At 61.6% G+C, this 13,858-nt stretch carries 9 protein-coding genes; 2 read left to right on the forward strand and 7 right to left on the reverse strand.

Annotated features, from left to right (window positions below; all coding sequences use genetic code 11):
- Window positions 1-3: 3 nt before the first annotated feature.
- From IAE77_RS15565 to IAE77_RS15590, 6 genes are all read right to left on the reverse strand, one after another.
- Entirely contained in the window at window positions 4-1,455 is a 1,452-nt protein-coding gene (locus IAE77_RS15565; protein WP_294228107.1) for a DUF1501 domain-containing protein, read from the reverse strand.
- A gap of 39 nt (window positions 1,456-1,494) precedes the next feature.
- Window positions 1,495-2,541: a tRNA pseudouridine(13) synthase TruD gene (locus tag IAE77_RS15570; protein WP_294228109.1), complete on the reverse strand. Its 1,047-nt coding sequence runs from the start codon at window positions 2,539-2,541 to the stop codon at window positions 1,495-1,497.
- Window positions 2,542-2,590: 49 nt separating this feature from the next.
- Window positions 2,591-5,422: a PSD1 and planctomycete cytochrome C domain-containing protein gene (locus tag IAE77_RS15575; protein ID WP_294228110.1), complete on the reverse strand. Its 2,832-nt coding sequence runs from the start codon at window positions 5,420-5,422 to the stop codon at window positions 2,591-2,593.
- Window positions 5,423-5,460: 38 nt separating this feature from the next.
- Window positions 5,461-6,945, reverse strand: a complete 1,485-nt coding sequence (locus tag IAE77_RS15580; RefSeq protein WP_294228113.1) for a DUF1501 domain-containing protein — start codon at window positions 6,943-6,945, stop codon at window positions 5,461-5,463.
- A 72-nt stretch (window positions 6,946-7,017) separates the two neighbouring features.
- Complete coding sequence (locus tag IAE77_RS15585; protein WP_294228116.1) at window positions 7,018-7,818, reverse strand: GxxExxY protein; 801 nt, start codon at window positions 7,816-7,818, stop codon at window positions 7,018-7,020.
- A 67-nt stretch (window positions 7,819-7,885) separates the two neighbouring features.
- Window positions 7,886-10,186: a PSD1 and planctomycete cytochrome C domain-containing protein gene (locus IAE77_RS15590; protein ID WP_294228118.1), complete on the reverse strand. Its 2,301-nt coding sequence runs from the start codon at window positions 10,184-10,186 to the stop codon at window positions 7,886-7,888.
- Between the two features lie 196 nt (window positions 10,187-10,382).
- Between IAE77_RS15590 and IAE77_RS15595 the strand changes: the two genes are divergently transcribed.
- A complete protein-coding gene (locus IAE77_RS15595) occupies window positions 10,383-11,330 on the forward strand; it encodes a class I SAM-dependent methyltransferase (RefSeq protein ID WP_294228120.1) in 948 nt (315 codons plus the stop codon).
- Here IAE77_RS15595 and IAE77_RS15600 read toward each other — a convergent pair.
- On the reverse strand, window positions 11,327-11,989 hold the full coding sequence (locus IAE77_RS15600) for a hypothetical protein (RefSeq protein ID WP_294228122.1): 663 nt from the start codon (window positions 11,987-11,989) through the stop codon (window positions 11,327-11,329). The two genes, IAE77_RS15595 and IAE77_RS15600, sit on opposite strands and share 4 nt — an antisense overlap.
- Window positions 11,990-12,070: 81 nt before the next feature.
- On the opposite strand from IAE77_RS15600, the gene IAE77_RS15605 reads away from it, so the two are divergent.
- Complete coding sequence (locus tag IAE77_RS15605; RefSeq protein ID WP_294228124.1) at window positions 12,071-13,783, forward strand: DUF4407 domain-containing protein; 1,713 nt, start codon at window positions 12,071-12,073, stop codon at window positions 13,781-13,783.
- The last annotated feature ends 75 nt before the right edge of the window (window positions 13,784-13,858 follow it).

Consider the following 13,858-nt stretch of genomic DNA (forward strand, 5'->3'; position numbering starts at 1 on the left):
GACTCACGCCAGCACTTCAGGGATCACCTTGCCCTCCACATTCGTGAGGCGGCGCTGGATGCCGTTGTGCTCGAAGGTGAGGCGCTCAAAGTCGAGGCCGAGCAGGTGGAGAATGGTGGCGTTGAAGTGGTAGAGCGGATGCACGTCCTTCACGGCCTTTTGACCGAGGTCATCGCACTCGCCGTGGCTGACGCCGGGCTTCACACCTGCGCCGGTCATCCAGCAGGTGAAGCCATCCGGATTGTGATCGCGGCCTTTCGCACCTTTTTGGAAGAAGGGCATGCGGCCAAACTCGGTGCACCACACGACGAGTGTGTCTTGAAGCAGTCCGCGTTGTTTCAAATCGCGGATCAGCGCGGCGGCGGGTCGGTCGAGGATACTCGCATGCACGTCATACTGCGCTTTGAGATCGCTGTGGCCGTCCCAGTTGAGTTTGCCGCCGCTGGCATAGGCACCGTTGAAGAGCTGCACAAAGCGCACGCCACGTTCGATAAGGCGGCGGGCGAGGATGCAATTCTTTGCGAAGGCGGCTTTGTCGGCGTTTTGCGTGTCATCCGCGCCATACATTTTCAGGATGTGCGCAGGCTCGGTGCTGAGATCGTTGATCTCCGGCACGCTGAGCTGCATGCGAGCGGCGAGTTCGTAGCTGGCGATGCGTGCGGCGAGCTTTTGATCACCGGGATTCGCTTCGAGATGCCGTGCGTTCATCTTTTGCAGGAGAGAACGGGCGGCCTGATCAGCCTGTGCGGACACGCCGGGGGCGGAGAGATGCCGCACGGGGCTTTTGCTGCTCATCGTGGTGCCTTGGAAGGCGGCAGGCAGAAAGCCGGGACCCCAGTTGTTCGCGCCGTTCTGCGGCACGCCGCGTGGATCGGGGATCGCGACGTAGCTCGGCAGATCCTGGTTCTCGCTGCCGAGCGCATACGTCGTCCACGAGCCGAGCGAGGGAAAGCCATCGAGCGTGAAGCCGGTGGAGAGAAAATTCTCCGCCGGGCCATGCGTGTTGGATTTGCTAGTGAGCGAATGCACGAAGGCGATGTCATCCGTGAGCTCCGCGAGATGCGGGATCATGTCGCTCACCCATTTGCCGGTCTGTCCGCGTGGTCGGAAGGTGTATTGAGGACGTGCGAGATTACCGGCGGGGCCTTGAAAGGTGACTGCTGGGCCGCCGGGCAGCGGCTTGTCGTCCCACTTGATGAGTTCCGGCTTGTAGTCCCAGGTTTCGAGCTGGCTCACCGCGCCCGCGCAAAAGATGACGACGATGTTTTTCGCCTTCGCGGGGAAATGCGGCTGCCGTGGTGCATACGGACGGCCGGGATCGATCAGCACGCCTTCGTCAGCGAGAAGGCTCGAGAACGCGATGGACCCGAGCGCCGTGGCGCTGCTCGCAAGGAAGCGCCGCCGGTCCAAAAGCTGGCGTCCTGCGAGGGAGAGATGTTCGTGGGTGGGTGTCATCGAGTCGGCACGAGTTAATCTCCCCGGCGCGAGCACATGTTACGGAGTTTCTCGCGTTTCTTCGAGCTCCGCGAGTTCGCGCAGCACGGTGGTGGCATAGGTGCCGCGTGGAAGATCAAAGGCGAGCTGCAAATCCCCAGCTGGCAGTGCGATGAGTGCGGGATGGATCGGTCGCAGCCGCATCACGCGGCGTTCCTGGCGTAAACCGGCCGCTTCGAGACCAGCGGTGAGCTCGGGGAAGCGTGACGCGACCTCCATTTCCAGCGCACGCACGGCATCGGCGCTGTGCAGCTCGCCACTGCCCCACAGCGGGGCGGTGAGCTCCACATTGCCTTCGGCGAAGCGTTGAGCTTCATCGCCGCGTTGGTTGTTGATGAGCAGGAGCGTGCCGTTGTCGGGAAAGCCATACACTTCACCTGCAAGCGGCTGATCCCAGATGCCGCGCTCCATTCGCTCCGCGATCACCGCATTGAAAAGATGGCTGCGCACACTGGAAAGCAGCAGACCTCGGAGCAGACGATCACCCGGCGTGAACTCGCCGCGAAACATGGCGAGCGCTTTTTCGACATTGCGGCCTTCATGGCCGAAGCGCTGCTCGCCAAAGAGATTCGGCACGCCTTCGGAAACGATTTGCTGCCAGCGCTGCAGCGCGGAGGCGAAATCAAACGATGGCTCGCGCAGCCGGATGGTGAAGCGATTGCCAAAATGAATGCCGCACCGAAGTTTGCGCGTGTTTCGCGTGATGCGCAGCACGCGGAGGCCTTCGGATTCGAGCGCGGCGGGCTCCGGTGAAGCTTGTCCGGGCATGTGCAGGCTGAACCACTGCCGCGTCACGGCATGGCGATCCTTCAGCCCGCAATGACTGACGAGCCTCCGACGCAGCCCGAGTGCATCCGCGAGGCGTGCACCAGCGGTGTTGCTGTCGAGGTCGCGCTTTTCCACCCACACGAGGCAGTGCTCGCCCTCGCCTGAAGGCTCAAAGCCGAGCAATTCCTCCACGACGAAGTCTTCCGGCTGCACTTTGAAATGTGCGCGGCCAAGCGGACCTCCGTGGCGGAAGGGTGGTGCGAGTGAATCCCTGTTCATGAAGGCTCTTCCTATCTCCGATTGATTCATCAAGCCAATGAACTCGACGCTACGGCAGGAAGAGAAACTCGTTCGAGTTGAACAACGCGCGGCAGAGCACGGCGAGGCCATGCTCGCGGACTTCAGGCGTGGCCTCGCGAAGCTCTTTGCTGCTCGGTGGGCGATTGAGCGCGAGGTGGTAAGCGCGGGTGATTTGCGCGGCGATGTCCGCTCCGGCCTCTTTTTGGACTCGTGTGGCAAAGGCGGACGCGGTGTCGAGGGTGAAGCGGCTGTTGAAGAGGTTGAGCGCCTGGATCGGTGTGGTGCTGCTGCGACGAACGGCGGTGCTTTGTCCGGCATCGGGACAATCGAAGGCTCCAAACACGGCCTCGGGCTCGCGACGGACTTTGTGCGCGTAGATCATGCGGCGCGTGTTTTCCGGCGTGAGCGTCTCCACGGGTTCAAAGCCGGTCAGTCCGCCGCGTTTGTCGAAGAGGTTGAATCCGCGACCGTGCATCTTGAGGTCCAGCAAGCCGCTGACGGCCAGCATCGAGTCGCGAATGACCTCCGCGTCGAGACGGCGGGAGGGGAAGCGCCAGAGGAGGCGGGATTCGGAGTCGATCTCGTTGGGGTTTGGAGTGTTGGAGTTTTGGAGTGTTGGATTGGCATGAACCCCATACTCCATCACTCCACCACTCCGTTGACGATACGTCTCCGACGTCACGATCAGCCGGTGCATGTGCTTCACACTCCAGCCACTGCGGATGAACTCGGCGGCGAGCCAGTCGAGAAGCTCAGGATGCGTGGGCTTGATGCCCATGCGGCCGAAATCGCTCGGTGTTTCGACCAAGCCGGTGCCGAAGTGGCCCTGCCAGAGGCGATTGACCATCACGCGGGCGGTGAGTGGATTCTGCGGGCTGGCGATCCACTTCGCGAGCGCGAGACGCCGCTGCTGCTCGGGCGTTTCCGTCGCGAGCTTCAAATCCCCCAAGGCGCTGAGCACCGCAGGCGCGACGGACTCCTTCGGCTGCTCGGGATCGCCGCGATTGAGCACGTGGATGTCGTCTGGCGTGCGGAAGGTGCCGGCGAAGACTTTTTGCGAGGCATCGAGGCGTTGGAGTTCCTCATCGAGCGGCCGCTTTTGATCGAGCAGGCGCTTGGCTTCGCCGACTTCTTCTTTTTGGAGGCCTTGGGTCGAGAAAGCAGGCTGCGTGCGGTCCCGCGTGTCAAATCGCTGCCGGTCATCGGAGTCCGCCACCGTCTTCCAAGTGCCTGAGGCATCTGCAACCTCGATCACATAGCTCGTGGCGAGCCGGTCCTTGAACTTCCCCTGCCGGTCACGACTCCACAGCACACGATCAATCTCCTGCTCCTGGGCGAATTCGACCATCACCCAGCCTTTGCCGACCTCGTTCGACATCCAACTGCGCGAGTTGCCGTAATGGCCGTCATTCACGAAGCGCTGCTCATGGCGGTCCGCGCTGACTTTTTCGCCGGAAACGGTCAGCGAGGCATTTAGCGCGATGTTTTCGCCTGTGGTGGTGAAGACCTCGAATTCATCAATGCAGGGCTCGAGGTTGTTCGTGTCGCGAATGGTGAAGCGCACACGTTTGGCCTTCACCGGCATGAAACGGTCGCGATTTTCGCGAGGGACCACCATCGGGCGTTTCACGCCGGATTTGGCCAGCGGAACGAAACGCGAGAGCTGCTTATCGAGCTCGGCGAGTTTTGCTTTGACCTCCTTCAGCCGCTCGCGTGCCGCGAGAGCCTCCGGCGTGCGTAGATCGCGCTCGCCATACTCCACGCCGGCTACGAAGGCCTGCATTGCGTAGTAATCCTTCGCGCTGATCGGGTCGAACTTGTGATCGTGGCAGCGTGCGCAGCCGATGCTGAGGCCGAGGAAGGTCTGGCCGATGTTCACGACCATCTCGTCGATGGAATCCTGCCGCGCGAGCCGCTTCGAGGGCTCATCTTTGCCGATCTGTCCCGGTAGCAAAACGGACGCGGTGACGAGGAAGCCGGTGGCCGCGTCCTCACCCATCGCATCGCCGACGATCTGCTCTTTGATGAAGCGATCATACGGCGTGTCGTTATTGAACGCGCGGATGACGTAATCGCGATACGGCCACGCGTTGGGGCGCTCGGTATTCACCTCAAAGCCATGCGTGTCCGCAAAGCGCACGACATCCAGCCAGTGCTGCGCCCAGTGCTCGCCGTAGCGGGGACTATTCAGAAGGCGCCCCACGACGGCTTCGTGGTCTTTGTCGTTCAAGAAGGCCGCCACTTCCTCCGGCGTCGGCGGCAGGCCGGTGAGGTCAAAGGTCACGCGACGCAGCCAGGTGACCGGATCGGCGGGTGGGGAACGGTGCAGGCCTTTTTCGGCGAGTTTGGCGTCGATGAAGCTGTCGAGGCGGTTGGTTTCAAGTTTCAGGTTTAAAGTTCCAGGAGCACCCGGAAAGGTGTTTGGGGATGAATTTGAAACCTGAAACTTGGAACCTGAAACCATGAGCGGCTTGAAGGCCCAGTGGTCACGCCGGTCTTCGAGTTTCGCGAGATCGACTCCATCCGGCCACACGGCGCCCTCGTTGATCCAGCGGGTGAGTATCTCGATGTTTGCGGCGGGAAGCCTGCCCTTCGGCGGCATCACTTCGTCTTCATCCGTGGTGGTGATCAGGTTGATCAGCGCGCTATCGGCTGATTTGCCCGCCACGATGTCCGGCGCGTGGGTGTCGCCGCCTTTGAGGGCCTCGGACTTGATGTCGAGACGCAGGCCGGACTTCTGTTTTTTCGCGCCGTGGCATTCGTAGCAGTGCTTTTCGAGGATCGGCCGCACCTCGCGCACGAAATCGACCGGCGCAGCGGAGGCGCTGGTAATCGTGAGCAGGACGGCGGCGAATTTCATGGGCAGGGTTTTACGGCGGCTCATGCGACATTCAAACATCACGCCAGCAGCGCTTTGAGCACCTTGCCTTCGTTCGTCGGGCCGATGAGGCGGTTGTCGAGTCCCTGGTAGCTGAAGTGGAAGCGATACGGATCGAGGCCGAGCTGGTGCAGGATCGTCGCCTGGAGATCGCGGATGCCGACCGGATTCTCGACGGGGTAGTAGCCGAATTCGTCCGTCTGGCCGAGCGCGACGCCGCCTTTGATGCCACCGCCGGCCATCCACATCGTGTAGGCATAGGGATGGTGATCACGGCCGACGAAGCCCTTCTTCAAATCGCTGCGCACGTTGTTCTGCATCATCGGCGTGCGGCCGAACTCGCCGCCCCACACGATGAGCGTGTCATCGAGCAATCCGCGCTGCTCCAGATCGAGAATGAGGCCGCTGATGGCGCGGTCGATCTGCTGGCACTTGATCGGCAGCGTCTCGTCGATGCTCTCGCCGGGCGAGGAGCCGTGGTGGTCCCAGCCCCAATCGTAGAGCTGCACAAAGCGCACGCCGTTTTCGATGAGGCGGCGCGCGAGCAGGCAGTTGTTGGCGAAAGTGGGATCGTCGCCCTTGTAGAGCACGCGCACGTCATCGGTGCTCGTTTCCGCGGGCGAGACGTAGCCGGGCTTCGCGCCGTAGAGCTTCAGCACATGCTCCGGCTCCTTCGAGATGTCCATCACGTCCGGCACGCTAGTCTGCATGCGGTAGGCCAGTTCGTATTGCGCGATGCGCGTGAGCGTCTCGGCATCGCCGCTGCGTGCATGCTCGGCTTCGTTCATCTTCGCCACGGCATCGAGCATGCGGCGACGCATCACGCGGTCCATGCCCTTCGGGTCACTGAGATACAACACGGGATCGCCCGTCGTGCGGCATTGCACGCCTTGATAGACGCTCGGCAGGAACCCGCTGCCCCAGAGGGATTTGCCGGCATCAGGCGTCTTGCCGCCGGAGAGCAGCACGACGAAGCCGGGCAGGTCCTCGTTCGTGCTGCCGAGGCCATAGGTGGCCCACGATCCGATCGACGGACTGCCGAGACGCGGCGATCCCGTGTGCACAAAGAGCTGCGCCGGCGCGTGGTTGAACTGGTCCGTGTGCACCGTGCGGATCACGGAGATCTTGTCGATCACCTTGGCCAGTTGCGGCATCAGCTCGCTCATCCACTGCCCGCTCTGACCCTGCTGCGCGAACTTGAACTGCGCGGCGAGCACCTTCGGCACGCCTTTGATGAAAGCGAAGCGTTTGCCTTCGAGAAACGAGGCTGGCGCATCCTTGAGGTGCAGCTTTTGCAGCTCCGGCTTGTAATCAAACATCTCCAACTGCGACGGCGAGCCCGCCATGTGCAGGTAGATCACGCGTTTCGCCCGCGCGGGGATCATGGGGCGCTTCAAATCGTCCGCCATGAGCGAGTTCAGCGCCAGCGCGCCGAAACCGAGGCCGCTCGTCTGGAAAAAATGCCGGCGCGTGACGGCGCGGGCGTGAAGGAGGTCGGGAGTCATGGGGAGATCGGGTTGGCTGACAGAAAAAAGGAGGGCAAAAACAAGGTTCATTTTTCTGTCCTCATGTTTCTGTCATTTTTCTGGAACGAGGGAACGAAAGGTGATTTGATGGCGGGCGATGTTGGCCCAAAGGAGGGCCTCGACTTGAGCATGGTTGACGAGGCGCTGAGCGTGACTTGCGAACAGGCGTTGGCTTTCAGACTTCTCAAATGCCGTAAGCTTGAATGCCGTCTTGCCTGTCACGAATCGCAGATTCTGAGAACCGAGTTCGCTACCCTGAAAAACGACACTCGCAGGCCGGACGACTTGGTCATCGCCTCCGAAAAAGTGGGTCAGAGCTTCCTCGTAGAGTGCCAGGTCGAGACAGGTGCCCCAGTCATGGAGCAGGTCGCACAGGTGCTGCTGAAATACATCGGCTCCAGGTGGTTTGGGCTTCAACATGTTGTTAATCACTTCGAACCGCATTCTTTCTTGTCGAGTGAGAGCGTTGTTGACGAACTCGCGAGAGACACGTTCAGGCCGTATATTGATCAGCATGCCGTGGGGCAGGTCAACCAGCATCAGATAATGCATCAGTTGTGCTTTGTGACGCGCCACAAGAGCCTCGGCTGCTTTGAATTCTAGAATGGCACCATGAGCGAGCAGCAGATCCAGATAATACGGCTTCTGAAAAGTCTTGTGGCTGACAATGACCGGCACTTCGATGGCCACATCGTCTCGTCTGAGAGACAGCGCCCTCTTGTAGTGCTTCTCATCAAAGAATCGTCCCAATTCCTTCCGGATCACCAGGATCTGAGCATACACGTCATACGACAACCGTCCAAAGGACTCGCGGTCCAGAGGTGTCAACGATTGTTGGCAGGTGACAGGCATTGGGTTTCGGCTGACAGAAACAAGAGGACAAAAATGAGCTTTTTCTGTCCTCTTGTTTTTGTCAGCTTCAGTTGCGGGTGAGGAATTCGTCGAGGTTGAGGATCGCGTTCGCGGTGACGATCCAAGCGGCGAAATCGGGTGCTGCGATGCCTTGCGGCAGCTTGGAGCGCGTGGTGGCGATCAAATCGGTGGCTTGCTGCGGATGCTTCGCGAAATCGGCTTTTGCATCGGCGAACAAGGTGATCAGCGGTTTGGCCTCGTCGGGCTTCGCGGGACGACAAAGCGCGATTCGCAGGCCTGCGGCGGCGGGTTCGCTGCCGGAGGCGATCATCTTCGCGGCGAGCGCGGCGGCGGCTTCGAGATAAACGGGATCGTTCAGCGTCACGAGGGCCTGCAGCGGCGTGTTCGTCCGGATGCGGCGGATCTGGCAGACTTCGCCACTGCCACCATCGAACGTGATGAACGACGGATACGGCGTGGTGCGCTTCAAATACGTGTAAAGGCCGCGGCGGTGACGATCCTCGCCCTCGGCGTCGATCCACGTCTTGCCGCTGTAAGTCGAGCGCCACAGGCCTGCGGGCTGCGGGGGCATCACGGGCGGCCCGCCCATCTTGCGCGAGAGCAAACCGGACACGGCGAGCGCCTGATCGCGCACGACCTCGGCGCTGAGGCGATAGCGCGCGCCGCGTGAGGCGAGCGCGTTGCGCGGATCGGCTTCGCGCAGTGCGGGCGTCGTTTCCGAGGCCTGGCGATACGTGTCGCTCATCACGATGAACTTGAGCAGCTTCTTCAACGACCAGCCGCCATCGCGATACTCGGCGGCCAGCAGGTCGAGCAGCTTTGGATTGCTCGGCGGCGTGCCGAGCGCGCCAAAATCCTCCTCCGTCTCGACAAGGCCGATGCCGAACAGGCGCGCCCACACACGATTCGCCCACACACGCGGCGTGAGCGGATTGTCGCGGTTCACGAGCCACTTCGCGAGGCCGATGCGGTTCAACGGCGCGCCTTCAGGCAGTTTGCCGAACGCGGGCAGCACGGCGGGCGTCACGGGCGCGGTTTGATCGAGGAAGTTGCCGCGGTTGTGGATCTTGGTGACGCGTTGCTTCGCGGTGGGCAGCTCGCGGAAGATCGGAATGGCGACGATTTCTTCGTTGGCAGCCTTCAAGGCGTTGCGGGCTGATTTGACCTCGGCTTTAAGCTTGGCGATCTCCGGCTTGTCGGTGGTGGGATCTTCGCGTTCGAGGTCCTTGTCCTTCAAATCCTTGCCGCTGGCCTTCGCGAGCTGCTCCCGCAGCTCGTTGAGCTTCTTGGTGGCCGATTCGACGGCCTTGGTTTGCTCCGGCGTCGGCTTGGAAAGCTTTGGCGAATCATCAGGCAGGTCGGCGTCCTGTGTCTGATTGAGGATGGAGTAGAGGCGGTAGTAGTCCTCGTTGCTGATGGGATCGTATTTGTGGCTGTGGCATTTCGCGCAACCCATCGTGAGGCCCATCCACACCTGGATCGTCGTATCGACGCGGTCCTTCACCGCCGCGACGCGGAACTCCTCGTTGTCCGTGCCGCCTTCGTCGTTCGACATCGTGTTGCGATGGAAGGCGGTGGCGATGAGCTGCTGCTCGGTCGGATTCGGCAGCAAATCGCCGGCGAGCTGCTCCAGCGTGAACTGATCGAGCGGCATGTCGGCGTTCAACCCATCCACGACCCAGTCACGCCACGGCCACATCGTGCGGCCGAGATCTTTTTCGTAGCCCTTCGTGTCCGCGTAACGTGCGAGATCGAGCCACAGGCGCGCCCAGTGCTCTCCGAAGGCTTTCGACGCGAGCAGCGAGTCCACGAGCGCTTCGTAGTCTTTGTCAGATGAATCCGTTGGAGGCAGACCGGTCAGATCGAGCGACAAACGCCGCGCGAGCGTGGCGGACGATGCGGGAGGCCGCAGCGTGAGTTTTTTCTCCGTGAGCTTCTCCTTCACGAGGGAGTCGATTGTGCCCTGCGGCCGCGTCACGGGCTCGAAAGACCAGTGACGGCCCCACTTCGCACCCTCGGCGATCCAGCGACGCACCAATTCGATCTGAGCGGACTTCAGCGTCTTGTGCGACTCCGGCGGCGGCATTAGCTCGTCCTCGTCCTTGGTGACGAGTCGCGTGAAAACGCTGCTCTGCTCCGGTTTGCCGGCCAGCACGGGCGTTTCGCCATCGCGGGCGCGTTTCGCGTCGCCTTCGACATCGAGCCGCAGTTTCGCCTTCCGCTCCTTCTCATCCGGCCCGTGGCACGCGAAGCAGTTCGCAGACAGAATGGGGAGGACATCACGCGAAAAATCCACCGGCTCCGCACGGGCGGAGACAGCGAGGAGCAAAACGAGGGCACGGGACATGTGGGGAGGCATGGAACGGAGATGAACGCGGCGAATGGCTGGATTCACCGGCTTCCGGTTGGCATTTTTCAGGAAAGTTTCGGGGGCGGCGGGGAACGGGAGGCAGCCATTTTTTTGCTTCCCGATCACTTAATGTGTGTTTATTATCAATGAGTTACGTTCCTTTTGGTTCTCCTAGCCCACGCTTCGCAAACGCATGCCGCCCATCGCTTTCCCAGAACGACTCTACGACCGTCGCGGAGGGGCGGAACCGTTGGTGCAGATGGACGAGCTGCTGCAGGAGATGATCGCCGCTGGCGGGCCGATGCCGACCGAGTATGCGCTGCTGAACCGTACTCTGCGCCAGCTCGGTGATGCCGTGCGTGCCAGGGTGATCTCTCGCGAAGACGTGCTGGCGTATGCGAGCGACACGACCAGCCGCCACCTCGAAGGAACCATGCAGGCCCGGGCGCTGGGGAAAAAGTACGGCTACAGCGGCGACTTCGAGATGATCGACGCGATCTACACGCTGCGGACAGCTCCCGAGCCGCACCTGAAGCGGTGGGACCTGTATTTTCACGCGCAGGCAGCGCCGAATGCCGTGAGGAACCGGAAGGCGTATTTTCACCACCTGCTGCATTCTCACGTGGCCGGACGGCCGAAGTCAGCGCTACGGGTGCTGAATGTGGCCAGCGGGCCGGCGCGTGATGTGCGGGAGTGGGTGCTGGACAACCCGGAGCAACAGGTGTTTTTCGACTGCGTGGACGCGGAGATCCACGCCATTGAGTGCGCCAAGAAGATGTGCGCGCCGTTTGCGGATCGCGTGGAGTTTTACCATCGTAATGTGCTGCGGTTCCTGCCTGCAAAGGGCTACGATCTCGTGTGGTCGGCCGGTCTGTTCGATTACCTGGCGGATCGTTCCTTTGTCTTCCTGCTGAAGGCCCTGATGGCCGTGACACGCCTGGGCGGGGAGGTGGTGGTGGGCAATTTCTCCGACTTCAATCCCAGTCGTGATTACATGGAACTGCTCGGCGACTGGGTGCTGCAGCACCGCACACGCGATCATCTGCGCGAGCTTGCCCTGCAGGCGGGCGCGGCAGCGGATTCGATCGAGGTGCAGTGGGAGCCGGAGGGAGTGAATTTGTTCCTGCACATCCGGCGCTAAGCGGGATCGTGCTTCCGCCATTGTCCGCAGGCAAAGTCGAGCCATTCGAGTCCGCGGAACTGCTTCTTGTAGTCGTAGGCGCTCTTTTCCAGCGTGGCATAGCCAGGGTAAAGCCAGCGCAGGCCTGACCCGCGGCAGTATTCGATCTCCAGAAGCATCGTGTAGATGCCGAGGCTGCGTTTGGAGCAGGCAGGCTCGAACATGCCATAGACGCTCGACGCTGCCTGCTGGCCGAGGTCGAAGAAGCTCGTGGCGATAAGGCGCTGGTCTTCAAACACCCGCAGCATACGGCATTCGCAGGGGCCGTGTTCAGGGTCGGGGCCGAGGAAGTTTTCCAGCGCGTCCGGGACGTTGTCGGTGAAGCGCTCCTTGTGTCGCTCGAACATGTCGCGGACGGCGTCGTCGAGGCGGACGGGGCCGATTTCATGGCGCAGGACGGCATTTTTGCGGAGAATCCGGCCCTGGCTTTTGGTGAAGGTGCAGGACGCAAGGTCGATGCGCAGCGGCGTTATGGTTTGAGTGCCGCCCTCCATGTCCGGCTGGGTGTTGTAGCGGAAGAAATAGCGCCCGAAATGCCTCCAGCCCGCCTCCCACAGCCTGTCCATGAACTCCGCCGGCACGGAGTCACAGATGAAGGCGTCGTCGAGCAGGTGCGTCATGGGGGCTTCAATAATCCGGCCGCACAGTTTGACAATCTCCGGCCGTCCCGCACACTCGCAGCCCAGCCACCCTCCGCGCTCATGAACCTCCTCGACCGTATCGAACGGGTCTTCTTCTGGCTGTCCTCAGCCTCCTCAGACAACCTCGACGCCTGCCCGGCCTGGGAACGGCGAAAATATGTGGCCTTCGGTGCCACGGTGCTGGTGCCGTCCACCTTTGCCATCATCGCCTGCGCGTATGCGCTTTCCACGCTCACGGACAACTGGCTCATCATCGCGCCCGTGTCGCTGGTGTGGTCCTTCATCATCCTGACGGTGGACCGCGCCCTGCTGGCGACCTATCGCGCGTATCAGAGCTTCTTCCGCAAGGCGGCGCAGTTCGGGCTGCGCATTGTGGTGGCGGCGTTGATGGGGATCACGATTTCGCATCCGCTCACGTTGCTGCTCTTCAAAGACACGGTGACTTCCGTGATCGAAAAGCATCGCCAGACTGAAATCGAGGGGGCACGCGAGACGGCGAAACAGCAGAAAGCAGCCGTGGAGGCACGCATCGCGCCGCTGGAGGCGGAAATCGCGAAGCAGCGCGAGAATTGGAACGCGACCTTCACCGCCAAGTTCCTCGATGAAAACGGCAAGCCGGTCGAAAAGCCGCTGACCGACGATGAAAAGAAAGCCAAGGCCGAGCGTGAGACGAAAATCGGTGAAGCTGTGGCTCCTGGCAAAACGCGACTCGAGGCGCTCGACAAGGAAATGGCCAAGCTGAGCGCCGATTACCAGAAGATTGCCGCCGAACTCAATCACTGGCAGACGGAATTCGAACGTGAGGTGAACGGACAGCGCAGCGGGATCATCGGCCTGGGCCCACGGGCGAAAAGCATCCAGGAGGACCAGCTCACGTGGCGTCGGGCCGAGTCCGCCCGTTTGAGCGGTGTGTTGGACACCATGACGAAGAATCGCGTGGCCATCGTGGCCGAGATCAAGGCGGCTGAGGATGGTGTGAACGCCGCATTGGACGCCAAGGCCGCCGAAGACGCCGCGCGCAACAAAGCCGAGCAGGATCGCATCCTGGCGCTGAAGCAGAAAGTGCAGACCGAGCAGGCGGATGCCTTTGTGGGGCAGCAGAACGCGATCCGCGAGACTTTGAAGACGCAGATCGACGCCTTGCTGCTGCAGTTGCAGAATCTTCACACCGAGATCGCCCAGTTGGTGAAGGACGAGGAAACACGCATTGCGGGCATTCGTGCGGAGCCCCGTCGCGACATCCTCACGCAGACGCTGGCGCTGCACGAGTTGTTCGAGAACGGCCAGCAGGGCGGCACCTTCGCGCTCGTCGCCTACTTGGTGCTCACGATGCTCTTCATGCTGGTGGACACGATTCCGCTGGTGGTGAAATTCTTCTCCAAGCCCGGGCCGTATGACACGCTGCTGGACCGCGAGGAAGTGAAGTTCGACGGTGAGCGCAAGGCCTTCCTGACCGGCTTCAACCGCTACATGAAGGAGCTGGGCGAGAGCAAGATGCTGCACCTGACGCAGCACAAGCCGCTGGAGCGTGCCTTGGTGGAAGGTGTGGACCGATCCCGTGCTGCGAAGGAGTTCCTGGAGCATCTCATGGGGCTGGAGCGTGCCTTTGAAGAGAAGATGCGTGTCGAACGCGAACTGGCGGCCACCAGCGGCATCAAATACAAGGCTGACCTTCTGGAGGAGATGGCGCAGCAGTTCTACGGCGATCTGCGCCAGCGCATGGAGAACTTCTTCCGCGACGACCGCCGCACGCCGATCTCGGCGAGGGCGTAAAGTTGGGGCGCTTCGCTGTTTTGGGTGGGTAGCGGAGTCTCTCAGACAGCCATTCCAACCCCCATGGACTCCCGA

This window comes from Prosthecobacter sp., assembly GCF_014879935.1.
GTDB lineage: Bacteria > Verrucomicrobiota > Verrucomicrobiia > Verrucomicrobiales > Verrucomicrobiaceae > Prosthecobacter.

Bases quoted from the DNA above. Each gene is read 5' to 3' on its own strand.
- IAE77_RS15565 (WP_294228107.1), bottom strand. From the start codon at position 1,455: ATGACACCCACCCACGAACATCTCTCCCTCGCAGGACGCCAGCTTTTG.
- IAE77_RS15570 (WP_294228109.1), bottom strand. From the start codon at position 2,541: ATGAACAGGGATTCACTCGCACCACCCTTCCGCCACGGAGGTCCGCTT.
- IAE77_RS15575 (WP_294228110.1), bottom strand. From the start codon at position 5,422: ATGAAATTCGCCGCCGTCCTGCTCACGATTACCAGCGCCTCCGCTGCG.
- IAE77_RS15580 (WP_294228113.1), bottom strand. From the start codon at position 6,945: ATGACTCCCGACCTCCTTCACGCCCGCGCCGTCACGCGCCGGCATTTT.
- IAE77_RS15585 (WP_294228116.1), bottom strand. From the start codon at position 7,818: ATGCCTGTCACCTGCCAACAATCGTTGACACCTCTGGACCGCGAGTCC.
- IAE77_RS15590 (WP_294228118.1), bottom strand. From the start codon at position 10,186: ATGTCCCGTGCCCTCGTTTTGCTCCTCGCTGTCTCCGCCCGTGCGGAG.
- IAE77_RS15595 (WP_294228120.1), top strand. From the start codon at position 10,383: ATGCCGCCCATCGCTTTCCCAGAACGACTCTACGACCGTCGCGGAGGG.
- IAE77_RS15600 (WP_294228122.1), bottom strand. From the start codon at position 11,989: ATGACGCACCTGCTCGACGACGCCTTCATCTGTGACTCCGTGCCGGCG.
- IAE77_RS15605 (WP_294228124.1), top strand. From the start codon at position 12,071: ATGAACCTCCTCGACCGTATCGAACGGGTCTTCTTCTGGCTGTCCTCA.